Origin of the sequence: Microbulbifer aggregans, from assembly GCF_001750105.1 — a bacterium.
GTDB lineage: Bacteria > Pseudomonadota > Gammaproteobacteria > Pseudomonadales > Cellvibrionaceae > Microbulbifer > Microbulbifer aggregans.
In genome coordinates, this window is the sequence record NZ_CP014143.1 from 1,904,971 (window position 1) to 1,930,934 (window position 25,964).

General features: G+C 61.5%; 24 protein-coding genes. 13 read left to right on the plus strand and 11 right to left on the minus strand.

Going from position 1 to position 25,964, the window contains the following annotated elements:
* Positions 1–87 precede the first annotated feature (87 nt).
* From AUP74_RS08275 to dksA, 4 genes are all read right to left on the minus strand, one after another.
* Positions 88–3,045, minus strand: a complete 2,958-nt coding sequence (locus tag AUP74_RS08275) for an ATP-binding protein (RefSeq protein ID WP_069947166.1) — start codon at positions 3,043–3,045, stop codon at positions 88–90.
* The gene (locus AUP74_RS17335; protein WP_193427356.1) at positions 3,035–3,211 is read right to left on the minus strand and encodes a hypothetical protein; all 177 of its coding nucleotides are present in this window, start codon (positions 3,209–3,211) and stop codon (positions 3,035–3,037) included. The genes AUP74_RS08275 and AUP74_RS17335 overlap by 11 nt, the downstream gene beginning before the upstream one ends.
* Positions 3,212–3,333: 122 nt before the next feature.
* Positions 3,334–4,221 (minus strand): tRNA glutamyl-Q(34) synthetase GluQRS, encoded by an 888-nt coding sequence (gene gluQRS, locus AUP74_RS08280; RefSeq protein WP_069947167.1) that lies wholly within the window; start codon positions 4,219–4,221, stop codon positions 3,334–3,336.
* 78 nt (positions 4,222–4,299) lie between these two features.
* Entirely contained in the window at positions 4,300–4,737 is a 438-nt protein-coding gene (gene dksA / locus AUP74_RS08285) for an RNA polymerase-binding protein DksA (protein ID WP_067085220.1), read from the minus strand.
* A 288-nt stretch (positions 4,738–5,025) separates the two neighbouring features.
* Here dksA and sfsA point away from each other — a divergent pair, with 288 nt between their 5' ends.
* Positions 5,026–5,733, plus strand: a complete 708-nt coding sequence (sfsA, locus tag AUP74_RS08290) for a DNA/RNA nuclease SfsA (protein WP_069947168.1) — start codon at positions 5,026–5,028, stop codon at positions 5,731–5,733.
* Positions 5,734–5,740: 7 nt separating this feature from the next.
* Here the strand turns inward: sfsA and AUP74_RS08295 are convergent, their stop codons facing one another.
* The 4 genes from AUP74_RS08295 to AUP74_RS08310 form a co-directional block, all read right to left on the minus strand.
* Positions 5,741–6,085, minus strand: a complete 345-nt coding sequence (locus AUP74_RS08295) for a Rieske (2Fe-2S) protein (RefSeq protein WP_069947169.1) — start codon at positions 6,083–6,085, stop codon at positions 5,741–5,743.
* 54 nt (positions 6,086–6,139) lie between these two features.
* Positions 6,140–7,207, minus strand: coding sequence for a S1C family serine protease (locus tag AUP74_RS08300; RefSeq protein WP_069947170.1), 1,068 nt, complete (start codon positions 7,205–7,207; stop codon positions 6,140–6,142).
* 106 nt (positions 7,208–7,313) lie between these two features.
* Positions 7,314–8,198 (minus strand): protease HtpX, encoded by an 885-nt coding sequence (htpX, locus tag AUP74_RS08305; RefSeq protein ID WP_069947171.1) that lies wholly within the window; start codon positions 8,196–8,198, stop codon positions 7,314–7,316.
* Between the two features lie 93 nt (positions 8,199–8,291).
* On the minus strand, positions 8,292–8,576 hold the full coding sequence (locus tag AUP74_RS08310; protein ID WP_069947172.1) for a TfoX/Sxy family protein: 285 nt from the start codon (positions 8,574–8,576) through the stop codon (positions 8,292–8,294).
* A gap of 285 nt (positions 8,577–8,861) precedes the next feature.
* Here AUP74_RS08310 and AUP74_RS08315 point away from each other — a divergent pair, with 285 nt between their 5' ends.
* From AUP74_RS08315 to AUP74_RS08325, 3 genes are all read left to right on the plus strand, one after another.
* Positions 8,862–9,575 (plus strand): M15 family metallopeptidase, encoded by a 714-nt coding sequence (locus AUP74_RS08315; RefSeq protein WP_069947173.1) that lies wholly within the window; start codon positions 8,862–8,864, stop codon positions 9,573–9,575.
* Positions 9,551–10,411, plus strand: a complete 861-nt coding sequence (gene cysE, locus AUP74_RS08320; protein ID WP_472436432.1) for a serine O-acetyltransferase — start codon at positions 9,551–9,553, stop codon at positions 10,409–10,411. The genes AUP74_RS08315 and cysE overlap by 25 nt, the downstream gene beginning before the upstream one ends.
* A gap of 93 nt (positions 10,412–10,504) precedes the next feature.
* On the plus strand, positions 10,505–11,002 hold the full coding sequence (locus AUP74_RS08325) for a hypothetical protein (protein ID WP_069947174.1): 498 nt from the start codon (positions 10,505–10,507) through the stop codon (positions 11,000–11,002).
* A 122-nt stretch (positions 11,003–11,124) separates the two neighbouring features.
* Here the strand turns inward: AUP74_RS08325 and ppa are convergent, their stop codons facing one another.
* Positions 11,125–11,661 (minus strand): inorganic diphosphatase, encoded by a 537-nt coding sequence (gene ppa / locus AUP74_RS08330; protein WP_069947175.1) that lies wholly within the window; start codon positions 11,659–11,661, stop codon positions 11,125–11,127.
* A gap of 214 nt (positions 11,662–11,875) precedes the next feature.
* Between ppa and AUP74_RS08335 the strand changes: the two genes are divergently transcribed.
* From AUP74_RS08335 to AUP74_RS08355, 5 genes are all read left to right on the plus strand, one after another.
* Positions 11,876–13,249, plus strand: a complete 1,374-nt coding sequence (locus tag AUP74_RS08335) for a glutamine synthetase family protein (RefSeq protein WP_069947176.1) — start codon at positions 11,876–11,878, stop codon at positions 13,247–13,249.
* Between the two features lie 21 nt (positions 13,250–13,270).
* Positions 13,271–14,659 (plus strand): aldehyde dehydrogenase family protein, encoded by a 1,389-nt coding sequence (locus AUP74_RS08340; RefSeq protein ID WP_069947177.1) that lies wholly within the window; start codon positions 13,271–13,273, stop codon positions 14,657–14,659.
* Between the two features lie 17 nt (positions 14,660–14,676).
* Positions 14,677–15,852, plus strand: a complete 1,176-nt coding sequence (locus AUP74_RS08345) for an iron-containing alcohol dehydrogenase (RefSeq protein WP_069947178.1) — start codon at positions 14,677–14,679, stop codon at positions 15,850–15,852.
* A 51-nt stretch (positions 15,853–15,903) separates the two neighbouring features.
* On the plus strand, positions 15,904–16,494 hold the full coding sequence (msrA, locus tag AUP74_RS08350) for a peptide-methionine (S)-S-oxide reductase MsrA (RefSeq protein ID WP_069947179.1): 591 nt from the start codon (positions 15,904–15,906) through the stop codon (positions 16,492–16,494).
* A gap of 109 nt (positions 16,495–16,603) precedes the next feature.
* Positions 16,604–17,602 carry an LLM class flavin-dependent oxidoreductase gene (locus tag AUP74_RS08355; protein ID WP_069947180.1) on the plus strand — a complete coding sequence of 333 codons (999 nt, stop codon included), beginning with the start codon at positions 16,604–16,606 and terminating at the stop codon, positions 17,600–17,602.
* Positions 17,603–17,668: 66 nt separating this feature from the next.
* Here the strand turns inward: AUP74_RS08355 and AUP74_RS08360 are convergent, their stop codons facing one another.
* Positions 17,669–18,931, minus strand: coding sequence for a 6-phosphofructokinase (locus tag AUP74_RS08360; protein ID WP_069947181.1), 1,263 nt, complete (start codon positions 18,929–18,931; stop codon positions 17,669–17,671).
* A gap of 319 nt (positions 18,932–19,250) precedes the next feature.
* Here AUP74_RS08360 and mpl point away from each other — a divergent pair, with 319 nt between their 5' ends.
* The 4 genes from mpl to AUP74_RS08380 all read left to right on the plus strand — a co-directional run bounded on the left by mpl (position 19,251) and on the right by AUP74_RS08380 (position 24,350).
* Complete coding sequence (gene mpl, locus AUP74_RS08365) at positions 19,251–20,642, plus strand: UDP-N-acetylmuramate:L-alanyl-gamma-D-glutamyl-meso-diaminopimelate ligase (RefSeq protein ID WP_069947182.1); 1,392 nt, start codon at positions 19,251–19,253, stop codon at positions 20,640–20,642.
* A 130-nt stretch (positions 20,643–20,772) separates the two neighbouring features.
* Positions 20,773–21,387 (plus strand): flavin prenyltransferase UbiX, encoded by a 615-nt coding sequence (locus AUP74_RS08370; protein WP_069948770.1) that lies wholly within the window; start codon positions 20,773–20,775, stop codon positions 21,385–21,387.
* Positions 21,384–21,659 (plus strand): Rdx family protein, encoded by a 276-nt coding sequence (locus AUP74_RS08375; protein WP_226999923.1) that lies wholly within the window; start codon positions 21,384–21,386, stop codon positions 21,657–21,659. Before AUP74_RS08370 ends, AUP74_RS08375 begins: the two co-directional genes overlap by 4 nt.
* Before the next feature lie 102 nt (positions 21,660–21,761).
* Positions 21,762–24,350: an efflux RND transporter permease subunit gene (locus AUP74_RS08380; RefSeq protein ID WP_069947183.1), complete on the plus strand. Its 2,589-nt coding sequence runs from the start codon at positions 21,762–21,764 to the stop codon at positions 24,348–24,350.
* Between the two features lie 70 nt (positions 24,351–24,420).
* On the opposite strand, the gene AUP74_RS08385 is transcribed toward AUP74_RS08380, so the two are convergent.
* Entirely contained in the window at positions 24,421–25,944 is a 1,524-nt protein-coding gene (locus AUP74_RS08385) for a tryptophan halogenase family protein (RefSeq protein ID WP_145924348.1), read from the minus strand.
* Between the last annotated feature and the right edge of the window lie 20 nt (positions 25,945–25,964).

The following is a 25,964-nucleotide window of genomic DNA, read 5'->3' on the forward strand; positions in this document are numbered from 1 at the left end:
CGATGCAACCCATTTGGCGGGTTTGCACACCTGCACTGTGTCGCCCGACTCCTCCGTAATCCGCATCAGCACTGGCGGACTGTTTGGTCACAAAGGTAGCTGAACGACAAATCTGGCGCCGCGGTCAGTCTCTGGATTGGCGGGACTGACCAGTTCCAGCTGTCCGCCGTGCTCTTCGACAATGCTGTAGACCATGGCCAGACCGAGCCCGGTGCCTTCACCGGGCTCCTTGGTGGTGAAGAATGGCTCCAGGATACGATCCCGGTGCTGTGCCGAGATTCCGGGGCCGTCGTCGGTGACAGCGACACAGGCACAACCGGCGTGCCGGTAGCCGTCGATCTGGATGTTGCCGCCGTCGGGGCTGGCATCTCGGGCGTTGCTGAGCAGGTTGATGAATACCTGGATCAGGCGCTGGTTATCCCCTAGGGCGATCAGGTCTTCGGGTACCGCGTTGGTAAAGGTGACCTGGGTCTTATCCCGCTGTAGGGAGAGCAATTGCACCGCCTCCTCGACGCAGGAGTAGAGGTCCACTGGTGCCCGCTCGCTCTCCTCCTGGCTGCCACTGTGCGAGAAGTTCACCAGGGAGTGCACGATGCGGCTGATACGCTGGGTCTGGCTGAGAATCTGGTCGGCGGTATCGTGCACCTCTGCCGAGTCGGACTCGAAGTGGAGGTTCTGTGCCAGGCAGGCGATGCCGGTGACCGGATTGCCCACCTCGTGCGCCACCCCGGCCGCAAGGCGGCCCACCGAGGCGAGTCGTTCGCTGTGGATGAGCTCCTGCTCGAGGATCTGGGTCTCAGTGATGTCCTCGATCAGTAGCATCTGGCCGTCGCCGCGCTCGTTGCGGGCTTTGCCGGCGCGGGTGCTTTTCATCCGGGTTTTGTGCAGGTTGAGCCAGTGGCTGTTGCCGGCAATGCTCACCTGGCGCTTGAACATGCTGTCCTCTGTCGAGCCGGCAAACTCGGTCAGCAGTCCGCGCCAGGGTTCAGCGAGGTAGTCGAGCTTCGAGCCAATTACCTCGCTGGCGGCGATGCCGGTGAGGTCCTGCATGGCGTAATTCCACAGCAGCAGTTCGCCGTCGCGACCCAGTGAGCAGGCGGCCATTGGCAACTCCTCGAGCATCTGCCGGTGGTACAGGCGCAGGTTGTTGAGTTCGGCGGCCAGGCCCGTGAGCTGGTTCTTGTAGCGGCTGAGGCGCGACTCGATCAGGTGGATGTCCTTGTGCGCCGGCTGGCCGCTGTCTTTGAACGGGAAATGGCGGTCAATGATCTGGCCCGCCAGTACCCGTCCCAGCAGTCCGGAGAGGTTGGCTTCCAGCTTGTCGCGCAGTTGCCGCAGGGCCAGGGGGCGGCGCTCGTCGGCGGGCAGGTTCAGCTGGCGCAGGGCACGGTTTACCTCCTGGTTGGCGGTGGTCGCCCCCAGGCTCTCTGACAGTCGCAGACGGAAGTCGGCCGCCGAGGTCACGTCCAGCTGCAGGCGCAGGGCCTGGCTGAGGCTGTCGTCGCTGCAGAGGTCCGCGGCGTATTGCTCCAGGCTGCTGGTCTCGGTGGTCAGTGAGATGCCAACGAACAGCAGGACATTGACGGCCAGGGAGAGTGTGGTGACCTGGGTCCAGATTGTCATACCCAGCGGGACCTGGATCTCGGTGCCCGGTAGGGTGAAACCGCTCGAGCCGAGGATGGATGGCAACAGCAGGCCGCAGGCCCACACCAGCATGCCGGCTACCAGGCCGGCGATGAAGCCGCGCCGGTTGCCCTGTGGCCAGTGAATCACTGCGAAGATGCCCGGCAGGAACTGCAGTGAGGCAATGAAGGCCAGCAACGCCAGGTCGGAGAGCGACAGGCGGTTGTTGAGCAGCAGGTAGAAGGCGAAGCCGGCCAGAAACAGCGCCGCCACGAGGGCGCGGCGCAGCCACACCAGCTGCCGGTACATATTGTCTTCCGAGTGCCAGCGGGTGCCCGGCAGTAACCAGTGGTTCATCACCATGGTGGACAGCGCCAGCGTCATCATGACCAGTGCCCCGGTGGCGGCGGACAGGCCGCCGACAAAGGCCAGTGTGGTCAGCAGGGTAGAGCCGCTGGCGCGGGGCACGGCGAGGGCGAAATACTGCACCGGCTCCGCCACATCGAGGGCAAAGCCCGCCCACATGATCGGGAAAATCGGCAGTGCCATGAGCAACAGGAACAGGGGAAAGCCCCAGCTTGCCACCCGCAGGTTACGCGAGGCCGGTTGGTCGGCAATGCTCAGATAGAAAATGTGCGGCATCGCCACCGCAGTGGCGATAAATACCAGTAGCAGGGTGTGGGATGAGCCCTGCTGGATCGGGGCATACAGCACTTGCTGCATGTCGGCGTTTTCCCGCAGCCACTGGTCGAGCCCGCCAAAGCCACCGAAGACACCGTAAATTGCATAACCGCCGATCCCGAGCAGAGCCACCAGTTTGACGACTGATTCCAGTGCCATTGCGCTCGCCAGTCCGGCGCGGCGTTTACGGGTGGCTCCGTACATGCTGGTGAACACAGCCAGCAGTACGCAGTAGAAAAAGGCGATCAGGTTCTTGCTGTTGATGCCCGCCTCGGGCAGCCCCAGAGCCGCCACGCTGTCCCGGGAAAGCAGCGCCAGTGTCTCCGCAACCGCCTGGATCTGCAGTGCGATCAGTGGCAGCAGGCCGAGCAGCATGAACAGGGTGGCCAGGGTGCCCGCCTGGCGGCTGTGGTAGCGAAACACCAGCAGGTCCGCAGGAGAGGTCAGCTGGTAACGCTGCGCCAGTCTTGCCAGGGGTTCCAGCGCCACCGGCGCAAACAGGAACATGGCACCGGTTCCCAGGTAGTAGGCGAGGACGCCATAACCATACTGCCAGGCAAGGTCGACAATGCCGTAGAAGGTCCAGGCAGACAGGGATACCCCGAGGGAAAGCACAAACACCAGCGGGTGGCGAACCCAGCGGGACGGCAGCCAGCCCTTGGACGTGGCGAAGGCGACAAAAAACAGTGCGGCAATGTAAGCGACACCGATCAGGGCGATGTGGGCGATCTCAAAGCTCATCGTTCTTCCGCCGCATCTGCACCAGGACCGCCAATAGGATCAGAGCAAACCAGAGAATGAAGGGCCGGTACCAGGCGCCGTCGGGATTGATCATCCAGGTGAAAACGGTGGGGGAGAAAACATAGCCCACCAGTACCAGCAGAATCAGAAGGGTGCGGTTGCTCATAGAGTCACTCGGAGCCCGGTCGCATTTCACGGTGCGCAAAAGCAGTCGTGAAACAGACCCAGGTGAAGGTCGTGCCGATCAATGGTCTTCGCCGGCGCCGAGATGGTAACGGCCGCGCCGGATCACTGCAATTGCCGGTCCCGACGATCCACCTGCTGGCGTTGCCAGCGGGCGACGGCCCAGTGCAGGATGGCGGGCGGGGATTCTTCCTCAAGCTCCGTTGGCGTGTGAAAACCGAGAAAGCGCAGCGCCGCGCAGAGGTTTTCAGCCGGTCGCTGGTCATCGATGGCCGGGGCGTGATTTTGCTTGCTGAGCTTCTGGCCTGCGGCCCCCATCACCAGTGGGAGGTGGCCGAACACTGGCGGTTGTGCGCCGAGGAGGCGGAACAGCCGCTGTTGTGCGCCGGTGGTCTCCAGCAGGTCGGCGCCGCGCACAACATGAGTGATGCCCTGGTCGATATCATCCACCACTACGGCCAGCTGGTAGGCATAGAGACCATCACGTCGCTTGAGGATGGTGTCTTCCCGGATCTGCTGGTGCCGGGAGCCCTGCCAGATATCATCGAAAGTTTCCTCGCCACCGGCGCAGTGCAGGCGCAGGGCGCTCGGCAGGTCAGCCTGTAAAGCTTCTCTGGGGGTGTCGCGGCAACTGTCATTTGCGTGGCCACCCTGTTTGCGGATCTGCGCCCGCGAGCACTGGCAGGGGTAGAGCAGGCCGCGTTCGGCAAGTGCCTCTAAGGTCTGTTCGTAGAGGGAGTGGCGACGGCTCTGCCATTCCAGCGGACCGTGCCAGTGCAGGCTGTGGGCCTCAAGGGATTTGAGGATGCGATCGGCGGCACCGGGTTCCTCCCGCGGAGGATCCAGATCTTCCATCCGTACCAGCCAGTGGCCACCATGTGATATGGCATCCAGGTAGCTTCCCAGGGCACAGACAAGCGAACCGAAATGCAATGGTCCGGTAGGCGAGGGCGCGAAGCGGCCGATATAGCGGTTGGTGTTCTTTGAGGTCATGGACGATGCGGAGGATCGCACCGGGGAGTCGCGCCGGGCGATGCTGGTATCGCCCGATGCTGGTGACTCCCTGTCTGGTTAGCCAGAGATCTGCTTTTCCTTGATTTCCGCCAGGGTCTTGCAGTCTACGCACAGAGTGGCGGTGGGGCGTGCTTCCAGACGGCGGATGCCGATCTCGACGCCGCAAGCCTCACAATAGCCGTAGTCGTCCTGGTCGATCAGTTCGAGAGTCGCATCGATTTTCTTGATCAGCTTGCGTTCGCGATCGCGGGTACGCAGCTCCAGGCTGAACTCTTCTTCCTGGCTGGCCCGGTCTGCCGGGTCCGGGAAGTTGGCTGCCTCATCCTTCATGTGGGAAACGGTGCGGTCCACTTCCGCCATCAGCTCGGCCTTCCAGGCCAACAGCAAGTTGCGGAAATGCTCCTGCTGCTTCTCATTCATGTACTCTTCGCCCTTCTTCTCTTTATAGGGCTCCAAGCCGTGCAGAGATTCGGTGCTCGCAGCAGTTTTGGGCATAGTCGTTGCCTCTCTTTACTAATCGGACCCCCGGATATGGGGCCGCTACCACCAAAATCAATGTGTGTGATTCAAAGCATGTGAATCAGCACACTAGCCTAGTCCGGTTTTACCCGGAGCGCGCAATGTCTGACCGGTTTTGGTCAGGCTAGCGCAGCAGGCTCTTCCCTCCTCGGCGCCAAACCCCCTGGTCACCGAGAGCGAGGAAGCTACCAAATCTCTGCGGTTCGCGCCACAAAATGTTGTCTGGTATGTTTTGGCGCTCAAATTATCCACAAAGGTCGATCTGTGAAGTTTAATCCTCCACTGCAACAGGGGACGCTGTTGCGCCGCTATAAACGATTTCTCGCCGATATCGAGACCGCCACCGGTGAATTATTGACCATTCACTGTCCGAACACCGGTTCCATGAAGAATTGCTGGGCAGAATCCACACCCTGCTGGTACTCGGATTCCGCTAACCCCAAGAGAAAATACCGCCACACCCTGGAAGTGACCACCACGCCGGAGTCGGCGCTTGCCGGCGTGAACACCGGTCGCGCAAACGCCCTCGTGGAGGAGGCGATTACAAGCGGCGTCGTCGACGAGCTGCAGGGCTATGAAACATTGCGCCGGGAAGTGCGCTACGGCGAGGAGAACAGCCGCATCGATCTGTTGCTGAGTGGTGCGCAGGGCGACTGTTACGTGGAGGTGAAAAACGTGACCCTGGCAGAAGGCGCGCGGGGACTCTTTCCCGATGCCGTAAGTGCAAGGGGAGCGAAGCACCTGCGGGAGCTGCAGAAACTGGCGGAGGGTGGCGTTCGGGCAGTACTTTTCTACTGCGTGCAGCATTCCGCGATCGAGACCGTTGAAGCGGCGCGGGAGATAGACCCGGGCTACGCGGCTGCCCTGGACGATGCGGTTGCTGCGGGTGTGGAAGTGATCGCTTACCGGGCGGTGATCGGAGCGGGAGAGATTCGGTTGGAGAAGGCGCTGCCCTATATCGGCCGCGCCTGAATCGCGGTCACTCGGCCAGGAGCACGTAGAGCCCTTCCTGGGTGTGCTCGATAGGCACTGGCGTGAGGGCTTCGCCGGCACAGGGTCCGGCAATACACTCACCGGATTCGATCACAAACAGTGCGCCGTGGGAGGCGCACTGGATCAGGGCGCCATCCGGGTCCAGAAACTGGTCTTCCTGCCAGTCCAGGTTGATCCCCCGATGGGGGCAGCTGTTTTTGTAGGCGTAGACTTCGCCATCCTTCATCACCGCGAACACATTATCTGTTCCAGCGGCTGCGTCGCCCAGCGAGAAGCCTTTTGACTGGCCTTCGGTCAGTTCGTCATATCGGCAAAGAAAGTATTTCTGCATATCTACGTCGACTCGGGAATCGGTGTCTTTCGCCGCCAGCGAAGCGGCGCGTATTTATTCCGGAGCGGCGAGTGTAATGGATGTTTCGTGCATTTGCCCGTCGCGCAGGAAGTTGAGATTGACCTCATCCCCGGCACGGTGGTTTTCCAGCGCGTTCAGCAGGTCGTCATAATTCCGCACCGGTTGTCGCTCGATACCGACAATGACGTCCCCCAGTTGCCAGCCGCCAGTGGGGGAGCGGTAAATACCGCGCAGTCCCGCCTGTTCCGCCGGCATGCCCGGCGCGGTGCGCAGCACTGCCACGCCCTCGAATCCGTAGCGACTGGCCCACTGGTCGGGTGCGGATTCAATGCCCAGTATCGGTCGCACCAGGCGACCGTGGGCGATCAGCTCCGGCACGATCTTTTTCACCGTATCCACTGGAATGGCAAAGCCAATGCCGACGCTGGCGCCGCTGGGGCTGTAGATGGCGGTGTTGACGCCGATCAGTCGACCGCGGCTGTCGAGCAGTGGCCCGCCGGAGTTGCCGGGATTGATCGCGGCATCGGTCTGGATCACGTTGCGGATGGTGCGGTTGTTGGCCGCCTGAATCTCCCGACCGAGAGCGCTCACGACACCGGTGGTCAGCGTGGTATCGAGGCCGAAGGGATTGCCGATGGCCAGCACTTTCCGGCCAACAGCCAGACTGCGCGAGCTGCCTGCCACCAGCGGCTTGAGGAGCTCCTGCGGCGCGTCGATACGCAGCACTGCCAGATCCTTCTCTGGTGCCGATCCCACCAGCACTGCCGGCCACTCGCTTCTGTCCTGCAGGGTAATGGTGACCTTGCGGGCGCCCTCGATTACGTGGAAATTGGTAACGACATGGCCCTGCTCATCCCAGATAAAGCCACTGCCGGCGCCCCGGGGTACGGTGTGCAGGCGCAGGCTCCAGCGGTCCCGCACCAGGGTTTCATTGGTGACATAAACCACCGAAGGGCTGGCGAAGTTGAACACCTCCATGGTGTTGCGTTCATCGTCAGTGGAGAACTCCGGCAACAGGGCTGGCGCAGCCGTCGAGTGGAGTGGTGCCAGGAGTGCTGCGATCAGCAGAGGAAAAGAGAGCAGGGACTTTATTTTCTTCATGGTCGGACAGGTCAGCTTCGTTGACTGAGCAGGTATGGAGCCCGCGTTGCCAGCCTGTGTGACCAGTGCGGGCGAGGCCGCACTGGCACTGCTATTCCGGCTGAAATCAGCCGCGGGGGTTCTGCAGGGCGAGGATGCGGTCCTGCAGCGGCGGATGGCTGGCGAGCAGTGCGCCCATGTTGCCATAGATGCCAAAGGCCTTCATGTTGCTGGGCAGGGGCTCCTCGCGGCCCACTTCGGACTCCGCCTTGATCCGCGCCAGTGCGGCGGCCATGCCCTCGCGACTCGCCAGGTGCGCGCCGGCGGCGTCGGCGCGGAACTCGCGGCGGCGGCTGAACCAGGCCACCACCATCATCGCCAACACACCAAAGATCATGTCCATGATGATGGACGTGATGAAGTAGCCAATGCCAAGCCCCTGTTCGTTTTTCAGCAGCACGCGGTCGACAAAGAAGCCAACTAGCCGCGCGAAGAACATGACGAAGGTGTTGAGGACGCCCTGGATCAGGGCCAGGGTGACCATGTCGCCATTGGCGACGTGGCCGATCTCGTGGCCGATCACGGCGCGCGCTTCCTCGCGAGGGAAACGCTCCAGCAGGCCCGCACTGACGGATACGAGAGCGCTGTTCCGGTTCCAGCCGGTGGCAAAAGCATTGGCCTGGGGCATGGGGAAGATCCCCACGTCCGGCATGCCGATGCCGGCCTTGTCTGCCAGTTCGCGCACGGTATCCACGAGCCATTTTTCGTCGGCGTTTTGCGGCTGAGTGATCACCTGGGTACGGGTGCTCATGCGCGCGATGGTCTTGGACAGCAGCAGGGAGATGAGTGCACCGCCGAAGCCGAAGATGGCACACATCAGAAGCAGGGCTGACATATTGAGATCGACACCGTTGGCGGCGAGGATCCCGGGAACTCCCAGCAAATTGAAGACAATACCAACCAGAACCAGGACGGCCAGGTTAGTCAGCAGAAACAGACCAATGCGCAACATCGGCACTCTCCATTTAGTGTTCTTTCAGAGAGAGTGTAGATAGGGCCGGTTGCCGCGGTTTCAAGATAGACCTCGGTGACTTTTTGCTGTCGATCACCGCGCTCTGCTGGCAGACAGTTGGCGGTCCGCCTCGCTCGCCAGTCGGGCTTTCAGGTCCGGATCCAGGTCGTTCCAGTGTACATCCAGCAGGGCGCCCTGGAGGGCGTACAAAAGCACGCGCGAGGCGTTGATGCCGCGACTGCGGATGCTGATGAATGCTTCCACCGGGCCGACGCGATGCAAGTCGTCGCGGGAACGAATACCCACCGAGTGGAGAATATTGACGGAGGCGAGGCCGAGGTTTTTGAGTTGCAGCAGTTCTGACTGACTGGGGTGCATGAGTGATATCCCTATCCTGTTTCAGCTGGCAACCGGTTGCCCGGTTCTGCTCGGCCACATCCTGTGTCCGGCGAGCCAACATAGCACACTTGTCTGGAAGGCTAAAACTACAGCGTTTCCGCAATTAAAAAGCATTCTCAAATCGATTTGCGGTTCCCATAAAAGCGGAATTCTGCAGCGCAATGGCGCGGCGGCGGGACACGCGATTTGTTACAGTAAATGGCGATGAACCCGTGTAATGAAGAATAGAGTTTGCCGACTGCCTGGCAAGTCCGGAGCCCATTGATGCTGACCCCGCCCATCGAACGCATGCTGTTTGGCCTCAGCGACGATCATGTGATCCTCGAGCCGCACTCCGGACAGCTGATGCACCCGGAGGCGCTGGTGGCTTTTCAGCGTCTCAGCGCCGACGCGCGCGATGCGGGTTTCGATCCGCAGGTGGTGTCCGGGTTCCGCAGTTTCGACCGCCAACGGACCATCTGGAACCGCAAGGCCCGCGGGGAGCGGCCGTTACTCGACAGCGCCGGTGAGCTGCTGGAATTTGCGGCTCTCTCACCTCGGCAGACCGTTTATGCGATTCTCCGCTGGTCGGCGCTGCCCGGTGGTTCCCGCCACCATTGGGGGACGGATTTCGATGTGGTCGATCGGGCAGCCATGCCGGATAATTACCAGCCGCAGCTGACACCGCAGGAGGTCTGCGACGAGGGTATCTTCGGGCCCTTCCACTGCTGGCTCGACGCCCGTATTGCCGCCGGTGAGAGTTACGGTTTGTTCCGGCCCTATGCGCAGGACCGCGGCGGCGTTGCGCCGGAGCGCTGGCATCTGAGCTTCGCGCCGGCGGCCTGGGAGCTGCAGGCGCTGCTGACCCCAGAGCGGCTGGAAGGGCTGATTCATGACAGCGATCTGGTACTGGGCGAAACCGTCTGCGAGGACATGGCTGCTATCTTTGAGCGTTTCGTCCGGGTGCCGGAACAATGTTATCCACCACAGAATTCATGACGCGAGGACCGCTTATCAACGGCGATATCGAACAGCGGGATATCTGGAGTGCTATGCGGGCGGAAGCCAGCGAGGCGGTTGCCGGTGAGCCAGTGCTGGCGAGCTACTTCCATAACACCATCCTGCGCCACAAATCCCTCAATGACGCCCTCGCTTACCAGCTGGCATCCGTGCTTGATCACAATGCCCTGACGGCGACGGCCCTGCAGGAGGTGATTGCCGCGGCTCTGGCGAAAGATCCGGGTATTGGGCGCTGCATGCAGGCGGACATCTGCGCCTGGTATGACCGCGATCCTGCCTGCGACCAGTACATCACCCCGTTTCTCTACTTCAAGGGCTTCCACGCGTTGCAGTCGCACCGCATTGCTCATTGGCTCTGGCGACAGGGTCGGCGCACACTGGCGCTGTATTTCCAGAGCCGTGTCTCGGAACAGTTTGCCGTCGACATTCACCCGGCCGCCCGTTTCGGTTGCGGTATCATGATCGACCACGCCACGGGTCTGGTCGTTGGGGAGACCTGTGTAGTGGAGGACGATGTCTCCATTCTGCACTCCGTCACGCTGGGCGGCAGTGGCAGCGGTGGTGGGGATCGTCACCCCAAGATCGGCCGCGAAGTGATGATCGGCGCCGGAGCCAAAATTCTCGGCCCGGTGCGGGTCGGCACCGGGGTGAAAATTGCTGCCGGCAGCCTGGTATTGTCGGATGTGCCTGAACACAGTACGGTCGCGGGCGTACCGGCGCGCCAGGTCGGCGGGCGCACCGCAGCCGCACCGGCCTATACCATGGATCAGACCCTGGATCCCGCCGAACCGGACAACAGTGGCCAGCGCGACTAAGTGTGATCGGGCGTGATCGAGCAGAAAGCAGCGCACAAACGACCAAAGCAAACAGAACAATAAGATGCCCCTGAGGCAAGGAGAGGAAAGCTCATGTCGGAGCTTCGCTACAGTGTGATTTTTCGCGGCGACCTGGAGCCGGGATTTACCGCCAATGATGTGCGGGCCAACCTGGCTCGCCTGTTCAAGGCCAGCCCGGAAACCATCGAGAAGTTGTTCAGTGGCCGGCCGCTGGCAATCAAGAAGAATCTGGGCGAGGCCCAGGCCCGGCAGTTGCAGGCGACGCTGGCAAAGATGGGGGCCCAGGTCACCTTGAAAGCGGAAGGTGAGCCCGCCCCGGCCGCCGTGCCGCCATCACCAGAACCGGAACCCGCAGCCGAGAGCCGAATGACTGACTCGGGGCCCGACTGGTCCCTTGCGCCCATGGAGGGCAACCTGGTCAAGGACCACGAGCGGGAGAAAAAAGAGGCGGTGCAGGTGGAAGTCAATCACCTGAGCCTGAAGCCTGCCGGGGGCAACCTGGTGGAAGACACCGAGCGGGAGCGCACGCCCGGGGCGACGGTCGCCGCTCCGGACTGGCAGCTGGACTGATCGGCGGCCAGGCCGCCGTCACTTCGATACCGCCATCCTGCCCTCGCCACTCGCAGTTTTCTGCAGCCATAAAAAAACCGGCCAGTGGCCGGTTTTTTTATGGGATTGGCTGAGGATCTAGATCAGCCTTCCTCTTTCAGGTAGCGCTCGCGGGAAGCCATTACTTCCTTGCGTGCCGCTTCGGCGTCGGCCCAGCCGTCTACCTTCACCCACTTGCCCGCTTCCAGGGCCTTGTAGTTTTCAAAGTAGTGCTCGATCTGCTTGATCAGCAGCTCCGGCAGATCGCCGATCTCCTGTACGTGGTCGTACAGCTTGGTCAGCTTGGTGTGGGGGACGGCCAGCAGCTTGGCGTCCACACCGGATTCGTCGGTCATGTTCAGCACGCCGATGACGCGGGAGCGAATCACGGAGCCAACCATCACCGGGTAAGGGGCAACAACCAGCACGTCCAGGGGGTCACCGTCTTCAGACAGGGTCTGCGGCACGTAGCCATAGTTGGCCGGGTAGAACATGGGGGTGGCGACAAAACGGTCTACGAATACCGCGTCGGAGTCCTTGTCTACCTCGTACTTGATCGGATCGTGGTTGGCCGGGATCTCGATAATGACGTTGATGTCGCTGGGCAGGTCGTTACCTGCGGGGATCTTGTCGAAGCTCATTGCTGGTCCTGACTGGATGTGGTCGAAAATTTGAGAGCGCGGATTATAAACCCTGCGTCGGGCCCCGGAAAGTCGCATTGCTGGCGCCGCATTGCCGGCGAAAATGCGGATTTGGCGGCAGTTTGTTGTCTTTTGGTGTCCCTGCGCGTATGGCGGCGGGGAGGCGCGTCTATCCTGTACCGGGTCGATAACAACAAAAGAGGCTGCGACGGCCATGCTCGATCCGCGATCCATCCACTCTGCCAGCGACGCCCGCGCCATTGTCGAGGAGCGCAAGCTCACGCATGTGAAAGTGGGGCTGTTCGATAACGACGGCGTCATGCGTGGCAAGTACATGAGCCGCGAGAAGTTCTTCTCCGCCCTGGAACACGGGTTTTCCTTCTGCGATGTGGTGCTGGGCTGGGATGTGAAGGATCAGCTGTACGACAACGCCCAGTACACTGGCTGGCACACCGGCTACCCGGATGCACCGGTGCGTATCCTGCCGGAGACCTGTCGCGAAGTGCCGTTCGAAGATGGCATGTTGCTATTTCTGGCCGAATTCGAGCTGCACGCCGAGGCAGTCTGTCCTCGCGCAACGCTGCGTCGGGTAATCGAGCGCTGCCAGAGCGCCGGTTTCGAGCCCTTCGGTGCCCTGGAATACGAATTCTTCCTGTTTGACGAAACTCCGGATACTGCCCGGGAGAAAGGCTTTCGCGACCTGAAGCCGTTTACCCCGGACTGGTTCGGCTATTCCATGATCCGCAACTCCGTGCATGCGGAGCTGTATCGGCAGATCCTCAGTCTGGGCGAGCGCATGGATTTCCCCATCGAGGGGCTGCATACCGAGACCGGTCCGGGCGTATTGGAGGCTGCCATTGCCGTCGATGGCGCCGCGTCGGCGGCAGACAAGGCGGCCCTGTTTAAGACGTTCATCAAGGTGCTGGCGCAGCGCAACGGGTTGATGGCCACCTTTATGGCCAAATGGTCAGGCGACTACCCGGGGCAGAGCGGGCACATTCACCTGTCCCTGCGGGATCGGGACAGCGGTCACTCCGCGTTTTTTGATCCGGAGCACCCACAGAATATGAGCACGGTCCAGCGCCACTTTGTCGCCGGTCAGCAGCGGCTGATGCCGGAGTTTCTCGCCATGATGGCGCCCACGGTCAACAGCTACCGCCGCTTGATACCGGGATTCTGGGCGCCGACCGACGCCACCTGGGGCATCGAAAATCGCACCGCCGCGCTGCGGGTCATCCCCGGCAGTGACAAGTCCCAGCGGGTCGAGTATCGCCTCGGCGCGGCCGACGCCAATCCCTACCTGGCCCTGGCGGCAGCACTGGGCTCCGGTCTCTACGGGGTATTGCAGCAGTGGGAGCCGGCGGATCCTGTAGAGGGCAATGCCTATGCGCTGGTGCAGCCGGAGGAACGCGCACTGCCGCGGACACTGTGGGATTCTGCCCAGCGGCTGCGGTCGTCTGATGCCGCGCGGGAACTGTTTGGTGGCGCCTTCGTCGATCACTTCGCCGCGAGCCGCGAGTGGGAGGAGCGGGAGTATCGCCGTCATGTGAGCGACTGGGAGTTGGATCGTTACTTCGAGATTATTTAACCGGCATCGAGGCTCCAGCCCATGAGTACACTGCAATGCCTGTCGCCGGTGGATGGCTCCCTGTATGTGGAGCGCGTACTGGCGACAGAATCGGAGATTCGCGCAGCGCTGGATGCCGCTGCGCGCGCGCAGCCGTTCTGGCGAAATACGCCGGTGGCGGACCGGATCGCGATGATACGCAAGGCTGTAGAAATATTTACCGAGAAAAAAGAACAGCTGGGCCCTGAACTCACCTGGATGATGGGGCGGCCGATTCGCTTTGCCAGCGGTGAGATACTCGGCTTTGCCGAGCGTGCCCTTTACATGGCGGAAATCGCCGAGAGTGCCCTGGCCGACATTCGGCTGCCGGAAAAGGAGGGTTTCGAGCGTTTTATCCGCCGCGAGCCGCTAGGTATTTCCCTCGTCATCGCCCCGTGGAATTACCCCTACCTGACGGCCGTCAATGCGGTTGTCCCTTCGCTCCTGGCCGGCAATGTGGTGCTGCTCAAGCACTCGGCGCAGACGCCCCTGTGTTCCGAGCGTATGGTGGAGGCGTTCACGGAAGCGGGCCTGCCCACCGGTGTTTTCCAGTACCTGCATTTGAGCCACGGCAATACCGAGCGCCTGATCAGTGCAGCGGAGGTCAATCATGTCGCTTTCACCGGTTCAGTACCCGGTGGTGCCATGGTGGAGCGGGTGGCTGCGGGACGTTTTATCCAGGTGGGGCTGGAGCTCGGAGGCAAGGACCCGGCCTATATCCGCAAGGATGCCGATCTGGAAGCTTCGGTCGCCAGTGCGGTGGACGGTGCTTTTTTCAATTCCGGGCAGTCCTGTTGCGGCATCGAACGTCTGTACGTGCACGAGAGCTTGTTCGACGCGGTGGTTGAACGGGCAGCGGCGCTGGTCAGCGACTACCGGCTCGGCCGCCCGGATGATCCGCAAACGACACTGGGACCGCTGGTGCGCACGGCGGCTGCAGATTTTGTCCGCGGACAGGTGGACGAGGCGCTGTCCGCCGGCGCTCGCGCCCACATCGATCCCGTCATTTTTCCCGCAGACAGGCCGGGCACTCCCTACGTGGCACCGCAACTGCTGACCGAGGTGAATCACGAGATGCGAGTGATGCGGGAGGAGTCCTTCGGCCCGGTGCTGGGCGTGCAGCCGGTGCGGGACGACGAGGAAGCCATCGCGCTGATGAACGACAGCGACTTCGGTTTGACTGCCGCTATCTACAGCGACGATCCCGAGGCGGCGAAAGCGATTGGCGATCGCCTGCAAACCGGCACTGTATTCCTGAATCGTTGCGACTATCTGGATCCGGCACTCGCGTGGACCGGTGTCAAACAGTCGGGCCGTGGCTGCACGCTTTCTCCGGTCGGTTACGAACACCTCACCCGGCCCAAATCCTTCCACCTGAAAAAACGGCCCTGAGCCAACCGGTCAAATGTATGGATACGCAACGCTTCCACAATAACTGGAACTACCCCACGGCAATTCGTGTCGGCCCGGGGCGAATCGAAGAGTTAGCACCGGTCTGCGCGGAGCTGGGTATCCGCGCACCGCTGCTGGTGACGGACCCGGGGCTCGCTGGCTTGCCGATGGTGGAAAAAGTGCTGAACCTCTGCGCGACCGCCGGCCTGAAAGTGGGAATTTTCTGCAGTATCAAGGGCAACCCGAACGGAAAAAATGTCGCGGACGGGGTGGAGGCCCTGCGCTCCGGTTGGCACGACGGTGTTATCGCCATGGGAGGCGGCTCGGCACTGGATGCCGGCAAGGCGATCGCCCTGATGGTGGGCCAGCGCCTGCCCATCTGGGATTTTGAGGATGTCGGAGACAATTTCACGCGGGTGGACGAGTCGGGCATGGTGCCGGTGGTGGCGGTACCCACAACCGCTGGCACAGGTTCGGAAGTGGGGCGCTCGTCCGTCATTACCGATGATGAAGCGAAGCTCAAGCGTATCATCTTCCACCCGAAAATGTTGCCGGCCACCGTGATTCTGGACCCGGAGCTAACCCTCGGCCTGCCCGCCAGCATCACCGCCGCCACCGGTATGGATGCCCTTTCCCACAACCTGGAGGCTTTCTGTGCGCCGGCCTTTCACCCGATGGCAGAAGGAATTGCGCTGGAAGGGATTCGGTTGGTGAAAGAGTATCTGCCCCGCGTGGTGGCCGATGGCAGTGATCTGGAGGCGCGCCAGCAGATGCTGGTGGCATCGAGCATGGGGGCCACGGCGTTCCAGCGCGGTCTGGGAGCCATGCACGCCCTGGCCCACCCCATCGGAGCGCTATACGACGCACATCACGGAACCATAAATGCAATCTTGATGCCCTACGTACTGCAGGCTAACCGCGATGCCATCGCTGAACCCATGGTGCGCCTTGCTCGCTATCTGGATCTGCCGGGCAGTGGTCTCGATGCGGTTCTGGACTGGGTACTGCAACTGCGCGACATCATTGGCATTCCTCACACCCTTGAGGAAATCGGCATTGAGGAGGCACAGGCGGAGCGCGTGGGGGAAATGGCTGCGGTTGACCCTTCGGCCGGCAGTAATCCGATTCCCTTTGATGCCGCCGCCTATCGGGAAATTTTTGCCCGCGCCTGTAGTGGCGCACTGAACCTGTAAGAATTCCGTTCGTATACAGACAAACAGGAAAAGTGTGAACAGGAGGCGAGGATGCGCAGATTCATCGCAATAGGACTGCTTTCCATGGCAGCGCTGGTCAGTGCCCAGGGTTCTGGCGGTAATATCCAGACCGCGGTCTTTGCCGGCGGCTGCTTCTGGTGCATGGAACCGCCCTACGACAAGCTGGATGGGGTACTCAAAACCACTTCCGGCTACAGCGGTGGCAAAGTACCCAATCCCACTTACGAGCAGGTCTCCGGCGGTGGCACGGGCCACGCGGAAGTGGTGCAGGTCACCTACGACGCTGACAAGATCAGTTATTCACAATTGCTGGACGTATTCTGGAAAAATGTGGATCCACTCGATGGTGGTGGCCAGTTCTGCGATCGCGGCGACCAGTACCGCAGCGCAGTCTTCTACGGCAACGCCGAGGAAAAACGACTGGCAGAGGCCAGCAAGCAGCGGGTGGAGCAGCAGCTTGGCAAACGGGTAGCAACACAGTTGGTTCCGGAAGCGACTTTCTATCCGGCCGAGGGTTATCACCAGGATTACTACCAGCGCAACCCGGTGCGCTACAAGTACTACCGCTTTCGCTGTGGGCGGGATCAGCGCTTGGAGGAAGTGTGGGGTGCGGGCCGGTAAAGGAGGCATTGAGAAGACGCGGGTCAGGTTTTGAATCCAGTCCATTTCCTCTATGCTCGCCTCGCGAAGTCCAATATTTTCTCTTGGGCCTGAATTAGCTGAGTGTGTTTTGAAAGCCTATTCCCTGCTCGATTTATCCCCGATTACCGAAGGCAGCGACGCCGGTAGCGCCCTGCGTAATTCCCGCGAACTAGCGCAGCATGCTGAAACACTGGGCTATCGACGTTTCTGGATGGCGGAACACCACAATATGCCCGGCGTGGCCAGCGCAGCTACGGCAGTAGCCCTGGGGTATATCGCTGCGGGAACAGCGAGGATCCGCGTTGCTGCCGGCGGTGTGATGTTGCCGAATCACTCGCCTCTCGTCATCGCGGAGCAGTTCGGCACGCTGGCTGCGGTATATCCAGGCCGGGTGGACCTGGGGTTGGGACGAGCGCCGGGAACCGATGGTGCCACCATGATGGCGCTGCGGCGCGATCCCACGACTGCGGCGGATCATTTTCCTGAGGATGTGCAGGAGCTGCTGCACTTCTTTGCGCCGGAACAGCCCGGCCAGAAGGTGCGCGCGGTGCCCGGTGCCGGTCTCAGAGTGCCAGTGTGGCTGCTGGGGTCGAGTCTCTACAGCGCACAGCTCGCGGCTGCTTTGGGGCTGCCGTTTGCATTTGCCTCGCACTTTGCCCCGGCCATGCTGGATCAGGCATTACATCTCTACCGGCAGCACTTCGAGCCTTCGGAATACCTGGAGAAGCCCTATGCCGCGGCAGCCATCAATGTCTTTGCTGCCGACACGGACGAGGAGGGGCGGCGTTTGATGACCACTATCGAACAGCAGTTTGTGGCGCTCCGGCGCGGCACTCCGGGGCAGCTGAAACCGCCGCTAGACGATCCAGAAGCGGTTGCGTCGGCGGCGGAGCGGATGCAGATAGCGCAGGCCCTGGCAGAGACCGCAGTTGGGAATCGGGAGAGCGTGGCGGCCTGGATCGATCGCTTTCTCGAGCGCACTCGGGTAGACGAGCTGATCGTGACCGGAGCGATGTACGATCACGCCGCGCGACTGAAATCATTCAGGATTGCCGGTGACATTCTCTCGGACCGGATGCGTCGATAAGCGTGAAGCCAAAAAAGAAAACCCCGCGGATGCGGGGTTTTCTGTGTAACGCGGATGTAAAAGCGCTTAGCCCTTGAAACCGTCTTCCAGCTTCTTATCCACCAGCACCTTCTTCAGTTTTGCATACTGCGGCACACCGTTCTTGAACGGCGGGTAGTCCTCACCCTGGATCAGCGGCAGCAGATAATCGCGGCCGGCTTCGGTGATGCCGAAACCATCCTCGCTGATGTATTCCTTCGGCATCATCTTTTCCACGTTGGCCACTTCAGACAGCGGCGCCTCGCCAATGGACCAGCCGTATTCGGGCCCCTGGTCGCGGACGATACACGGCATGATGGCGTTTTTGCCCTCAAGCGCTTTTTCTACCGCGGCACGGCCGACGGCATAGGCCTGAGAGACATCGGTGGCGGAGGCAATATGGCGTGCGGCGCGCTGGAGGTAGTCCGCCAGCGCCCAGTGGTATTTCAGGCCCAGTTCGGCCTTGATCATATTGGCCAGGGTCGGGGCGACGCCACCCAGCTGTTTGTGGCCGAAGGCGTCGGTGGTGCCGGCATCGGCCAGGAAGGTGCCGTCGGCGTACTGGGCACCCTCTGAAGCTACGATCACGCAGTAGCCTTTCTCGTCCACGGTGTCCTGCACCTTCTTCAGGAACTTGTCCTTATCGAAGGCCACTTCCGGGAACAGGATGATGTGCGGCGCGTCGCCTTCTTCCTGCTGGGCCAGGGCGCCAGCGGCGGCGATCCAGCCAGCGTGGCGGCCCATTACCTCGAGAATGAATACCTTGGTGGAGGTGGCGCACATGGAGGCCACATCCAGGGCCGCCTCCATGGTGGAAACCGCCACGTACTTGGCCACGGAGCCGAAGCCCGGACAGTTGTCGGTGTGGGGCAGGTCGTTATCCACAGTCTTGGGGATGTGGATGGCCTGGATCGGATAACCCATGGTCTCGGAAAGCTGGGAGACCTTGAGGCAGGTATCGGCGGAATCGCCGCCACCGTTGTAGAAGAAGTAGCCAATATCGTGGGCTTTGAAGACTTCGATCAGGCGCTCGTACTCTGCGCGGTTTTCCTCCAGGCTCTTCAGCTTGTAGCGGCAGGAGCCGAAGGCGCCGGAGGGGGTGTGACGCAGGGCGGCGATGGTTTCGACGCTCTCCTCGTTCACGTCGATCAGCTCCTCATGCAGGGCGCCCAGAATGCCATTGCGTCCGGCATATACGTGACCGATTTTGTCGCTGTGTTCACGCGCAGCTTCGATAACGCCGCAAGCGGAGGCATTGATAACGGCGGTGACGCCGCCGGATTGGGCGTAGAAGGCATTCTTTTTCGACATGGTCATCCTGTATACAAGAGCGGGTCGGAGCGGCGCTAAGCCCCGTAAACCGTTGCGCCCCAACCGTTGGCGCGAGTCTCAAGATTCGCTGACAGTTGGGGCGCTGGCGGAGGTTGCGGACCGATGGCGGCAAATTCTACTACCACCCGGGGGCTGAGGCCGGCAATTTCGGGGGCGGAGTCTAATGGAATCGGGGCGTAAATGCACAAATTCCGGGCGCCGTGACTCCTCTGTGTTCCTCCGTCGGGTCTGGGGTGTCACCCCGTGATAAGCTTGCGCTCATTGATAGGAGCGTTTGATAGGAGCATTCGACAGCCCTATGCATATTCATATTCTAGGTATCTGCGGCACCTTTATGGGCAGCCTGGCGCAGCTGGCGGTCGCAGAGGGGCACAAGGTCACCGGTAGTGACGCCAATGTTTACCCGCCCATGAGCACCCAGCTTGAGCAGGCGGGTATTGAGCTGACTGAAGGCTATGATCCGGCACAGCTGGACCCGGCCCCGGACCTGGTGATTATCGGCAATGCCCTGTCCCGGGGTAACCCGGCCGTCGAGGCAGTGCTGGATCGCGGCCTGCCCTACACCTCTGGCGCCCAGTGGTTGTGTGACCATTTCCTCGGCGGCCGCTGGGTGCTGGCGGTCTCCGGTACCCACGGCAAGACCACCACCGCCAGCATGCTGGCCTGGATTCTCGAACACGCGGGGATGAAACCCGGTTTCCTGATTGGTGGTGTGCCACGCAACTTCGATGTCTCCGCCCGTCTGGGAGAGACGCCCTTCTTCGTGGTGGAGGCGGACGAGTACGACACCGCTTTCTTCGACAAGCGCTCCAAGTTCGTCCACTACCGCCCGCGAACCCTGATTATCAACAATCTGGAGTTCGATCATGCGGACATTTTCCCCGATCTTGCGGCGATCCAGCGGCAGTTTCACCATTTGGTGAGGACAGTGCCCGGAAACGGCCTGATCGTCTCGGCTGCCGAGGACAATGTGGAGCAGGTCCTCGAGCAGGGCTGCTGGACCGAGGTGCAACGCTTCTCCACCGAGGCTGAAGACGATGTGCGCCTGGGGGATTGGTGCGCGGTCGATGTGGCGGCGGATGGCGGTTCTTTCGCAGTGCAGTTCCGCGGCGCCGAGATCGCCCGCGTGCAGTGGCAGCACACGGGGCTGCACAATGTGCGCAACGGCCTGGCGGCGATGGCCGCGGCTCGTCACGTAGGGGTGGAGCCGGCGGTGGCGGCCGAGGCGCTGGCCAGCTTCGAGGGCGTGAAGCGGCGCATGGAGTGCCTGGGTGAAGTGGGTGGCGTACGCGTTTACGACGACTTTGCCCACCATCCGACGGCCATCGAATCCACCCTGAATGGCCTGCGGGCCCGGGTAGGGCAGGACAAGATCATCGCCCTGATTGAACCGCGCTCGAACACCATGCGTATGGGTATCCATCAAAACCATCTGGCGCGGGCCTGTGCTGGCGCCGACCTGGTGCTTTGGTATCAGCCCGAGGGCATGGGCTGGTCCCTCGGTGATGTGGTTCACCACTCCACTGTGCCGGCAAAGATTTTCGACAACATCGAGGCTGGGGTAGAATCCGCGGTCAATCTGGCCGAGCCGGGCACGCACATCGTTGTAATGAGCAACGGCGGCTTCGGTGGCATTCACCAGCGCCTGCTGGCGGTGCTGGAGCAAAAGAGCGAACAGGCCGGGTCCTGAAGCCGCCGGCCCTCGTTTTTTTGCGGGCATCCGGCTCCAGACCCAGGCTTTCCAACATGGGGGCGCAGCAAGCTCCCGAGTAGAGACAGATTTGGCCGAAGCTGAATTTTCCAAGACCGTGACTCTCGCCATGACCGGCGCGTCCGGAGCACAGTATGGTCTGCGTTTACTGCAGTGCCTGCTGGCTGCCGATGTGCGGGTGTGGCTGCTGCTATCGGATGCAGCACAGGTGGTGATCAATACGGAAACCGACTGCCAGCTGCCCGGGAGTGGCGATGACCAGGCCGTAGAGGCTTTCCTGGCCGACCGTTTCGGGGCCAGGCCGGGGCAGCTGAAACTGTTCGGCAAGCGGGACTGGTTCTCGCCGGTGGCCTCGGGCACCGGCAGTCCGGCCAGTATGGTTATCTGCCCGGCCAGCGGCGGTACCCTGTCCGCTATTGCCTGCGGCGCCTCCAACAACCTGATTGAGCGGGCTGCGGATGTGGCCCTGAAAGAGCGCCGCCAGCTGATCCTGGTCCCCCGGGAGGCGCCTTATTCGGAAATCCATCTGGAGAACATGCTCAAGCTGACTCGAATGGGAGCGATGGTGCTCCCGGCGAGCCCCGGCTTTTATCAGCGACCCCGTACCCTCGAGGACCTGGTGGATTTCGTGGTGGCACGCTTGCTGGATCAGCTGGGCGTCGAGCAGGGCCTGCTGCCGCGCTGGGGAGAGGCCGGTTCAGTTGGTGAGGCCGCGCAGCAGTGAAGCCCTCGGTAACCATTCGCTACTGCAGCCAGTGCAACTGGATGCTGCGGGCGACCTGGATGGCCCAGGAGCTCCTGCACACGTTCGCCGAGGATCTGCAGGGGGTCACCCTGGAGCCGGTGACCGGCGGGGCATTCGAAATTTTCGCCGACGGAGAGCTGCTCTGGGAGCGAAAACGGGATGGTGGATTTCCGTCCGCCAAGGAACTAAAACGCCGCCTGCGGGATCTGTTGTTTCCGGACCGCGAGCTGGGGCATCTGGACCGGCCCTGACCCTGTAACTGAATTGAGACCACTGCGGCCCGAGCGCCGCTTCTTAGCCACCCGCCGGACGAGCGGGCCGGTAACAAGAATTCCTAGAGTTAGCGAACCACTATGCTGTCTGCTTTCAAGACCACCTACGAGAACCTGATCACCCGTCACCCGAAGGGCGTGCTGGTGTTCGTCGCGCTGCTGACCATCGCCGCTGCGTTTGGCCTGCCCCGGTTCAAGATCGATGCCTCCGCCGATTCCCTGACGCTGGAGGCGGACGAGGCGCTGGATTATTACCGCGAGATCGCCGAACGCTATGCCAGCGGCGATTTCCTGGTGGTGACTTATCGCTCCAGGCAGGGCGACCTGTTCGATGACGCCTCGCTGAACACCCTGCGCCAGTTGCGTAATGAACTGGCTCAGGTAGAGGGTGTGGAGAGCGTACAGACGATTCTCGACGTGCCGCTGCTGTACAGCCCGAAGCCGCAGATTGCCGAGCTGGCGGATGGCATCCGGACCCTGTCGACTCCCGGTACTGACAAGACGCAGGCCCGTCAGGAATTTCTCTCCAGCCCTATCTACCGCGATCTGATCCTGAGTCCGGACGGCCAGACCACCGCTCTGCTGGTGAACCTGGAACTGGACCGTCGCGGCCTGGAGCTGGTACGCGAGCGGGACAGTCTGCGTCGTCAGCGCGACAGCGAGGGATTGAGTGAGGCGGAAGCTGCGCGCCTGGAGGAAGTGAGCGCGCTGTATCTGCAGCATCGCACCGAGCAGGACATCGTTTCCCGCGAGCGGGTGGAAGTGGTGCGCGGGATTATTGCCAGTTATGAGGGCAAGGCGGAGCTGTTCCTCGGCGGTGTCTCCATGATTACTGCCGACATGATCGCCTTCATCAAGAGTGACCTGGTGGTGTTCGGGGCGGGTATCCTGCTGTTCATCATTGCCACTCTGCTGATTATTTTCCGTCAGGTGCGCTGGGTACTGCTGCCACTGAGCACCTGTATCGTGACCGCTGTGATCATGCTTGGGTTCTTGAGCTGGCTCGACTGGCGCCTGACGGTCATCTCCGCCAATTTCGTCGCGCTGCTGCTGATTATTACCCTGGCCATCACGATTCACCTGTCGGTGCGATACCGGGAGCTGGCGGCCCAGAGCCCGGACTGGGATCGCCGTCGCCTGGCACTGGAGGCGGTGCGCTTTATGGCCAAGCCGTGCCTGTATACCGCACTCACCACCATCGTGGCGTTTGCGTCGCTGGTGGTCAGCGGCATTCGACCGGTGATCGACTTCGGCTGGATGATGACCATGGGCGTGGCCCTGGCGCTGGTGCTGTCGTTCCTGATCATTCCGGCCGTACTGATGCTGCTGCCCAAGCGTACCGAGGGCATCAGCCAGGACAATTCCCACGCGTTTACACTGCTGTTCTCCCGCTTTGCCGAGCGCCGTCGTGCCCTGGTACTGGCAGTGGCCGCTATTGCTGCGGTCGTGGGAGGTGTGGGCGCGACCCAGCTCAAGGTGGAAAACCGCTTTATCGATTACTTCGACAGCTCCACCGAGATCTACCAGGGCATGCTGGTGATCGACCGTCGACTGGGCGGTACCGTGACTCTGGATATCATCCTGGATAAACCCGAAGTGGAAGAGCCCGCATTCGAGGGCGAAGAAGATCCCTTCGGTATGGACGCCGAGGAAGGCAGCACAGAGGAAGATCCGTTCGCAGCGGAAGACCCCTTTGCCGCGGACGATCCCTTTGCCACAGAGTCGGAGACGGTCGAACCCAGCTACTGGTTTACCGTGGGCGGCCTGGCCAAGATCGAACAGCTGCACGATTTCCTCGAGCGCCAGCCGGAGATCGGCAAAGTGCAGTCGCTGGCAACTCTGTACAAAGTGGCCCGTGACCTGAACGGCGGCCCGCTGAACGACTTCGAGCTGGCGGTGGCCCGCTCTGGTCTGCCGGCGGAGATCAACGAAGTGCTGGTAGAACCGTACCTTTCCATCGAACACAACCAGGCCCGCATAACCCTGCGAGCGATGGAGACCGACCCTAACCTGCGCCGGGATGAGCTGATCCAGCGCATTTACGATTACGCCCATGATGAGATGGGCATCGCGCCGGAGAACATTCGCCAGACTGGGCTGCTGGTCCTCTACAACAACATGCTGCAGAGCCTGTTCAAGTCACAGATCCTGACGCTGGGGGCGGTGTTTGTCGGTATCCTGCTGATGTTCCTGGTGCTGTTCCGCTCCCTGTCCATCGCGATCATCGCCCTGATCCCGAATATGCTGGCCGCGGCAGTGGTGCTGGGTGGCATGGGGCTGGCCGGTATTCCACTGGATATGATGACGATCACTATTGCCGCCATCACCGTGGGTATTGGTGTGGACCATGCGATCCACTATCTCTATCGGTTCCGCAGTGAATTTGCGAAGGATGGCGACTATCTGGCGACCATGCACCGCAGTCACGCCACCATTGGCCGGGCCATGTTCTATACCGCGATCACGATTATTGCCGGCTTCTCGATCCTGGCGCTGTCCAAGTTCGTGCCGTCGATCTACTTCGGACTGTTGACGGCGCTGGCCATGTCGGCGGCACTGCTGGGCTCCCTGACCCTGCTGCCGCTGTTGTTGCTGATCTTCAAGCCACTGCGGGCACCGGAGGCGCCGGGAAAGCCTGAGCTCGCGGGGGAGGGCCTCGCCGGGGCCTGATTGGTGCCTGGCAACTGGCCGGAGAAGTCATCTTTGGCCAGTGAGGTGACCGGCGTATACCTGCTGCAGGTTACGCCGGTTCGCTCACGGACTGCCTCAGGCTGTCGAGCTGGGTCTGGTGCTGGCGAAAGCGGGCCAGGTTGCCGGTACAGAAACGCCGTACTTCCTGATGTTCCCGTGCGACAGCGGCGTCCGCCGGGCGCAGGTTTCTCGGGAAGCGCCCCATGCCAGCCAGTAGTGAGTACCAGCTGGCCCTTGAATACACCAGTTCCGCGCCTGCCTGTTCCAGTAGTCTGTCTACATCCCCGTTGTTATCCCAGCAGTCCAGCAGAGCCTGTAACCGGTCGGAGATGACAATCTCCTCCCGGGCCGCGCGCCAGTAGGCCGTATCCTCACGGCTGTTGAGCTTGTAGTGGCCGGCCACATAGTCCAGCACGCCATCGAACAGCTGATTGATACGCTCGTTAAAGACAGTCTTTTTGTGCGGGCCTGGGGCTTCGGTGTCCTGGAACCGGAAGGCCTCCAGAAAGTGTTCAATGGTGAACTGGACCAGCATCAGTGCGGTTGCCTCCAGGGGTTCGATAAACCCCTGGGATAGCCCGACCCCGAGGCAGTTGCCCTGCCAGTGTTCCTCTGCCCGCCCGACTCTCATCTTCAGGTGGTTCACTCGGGCTGACTCCGGAAGGCCCAGTGTCTTGCGGAGTTCGGTCTCTGCCGCATCCGGGGAGACATAGTGATTGCTGTACACGTAGCCGCAACCGGTACGGTTCTGCAGCGGGATACGCCACATCCAGCCGCTGGAAAGGCCCTCCGAAATGGTTTCCGATAACAGCGGTTGTGAGAAATCCCGCTCTATCTGTACCGTGACCGCCGCGTTGTTGAACAAGGTACGGCTGAAATCCCGGAACCGGTAGTCGGGGGCACCGCCAAGAAGCAGGGCCCGGAAGCCCGAGCAATCAATGAAGAAGTCTGCTGCAATGCGTCCGCTTTTTTCGGTGACGATTGCTTCAATATTCTCCCCGTTTCTTTCGACCGTCGAGACGGTATCGATGAGATGTTCCACTCCGGCAGCTTTGGCTTTTTCCCGCAGAAAGCGCCCCAGCAGCCCTGCATCGAAGTGGTAGCCGTAATCCAGCTCAAAAGGCAGGGGTTTTTCCGGGTGTGGCGCGCAGGCGTTTGATGACAAAAAGGGCGCGTGGAAAAAGTCGGTCGGATTTGCCGGGGTGTCGATTCCGCTGCGCCGCCGCCTGACATTCTCGAAAAAAACCTGGCCGATCTCTCGATCCAGCGGCGAGAAGAACGGATGGTAGTAGGATTCGTAGCCGGGCACCGTAGACCAGCGGGGAAAACGGATGCCGCATTTGTAGGTGGCATTGCAGGCCGGCATCCATTCAGACTCGTCAATTCCGAGCGACTTGAAGAAGCCTTTCAGGTAGGGCGTGCTGCCCTCGCCAACACCAATAGTGCCAATAGCGTCGGATTCCAGCAGCATGATGGATACGTCACGATCCCGCCACCGGTGCGCCATCAAGTTCGCGGCCATCCAGCCGGCAGTGCCGCCGCCGACAATCATCACGGAATAAGGCTTTTTCAACTTGGATCCCCCGGGGACGA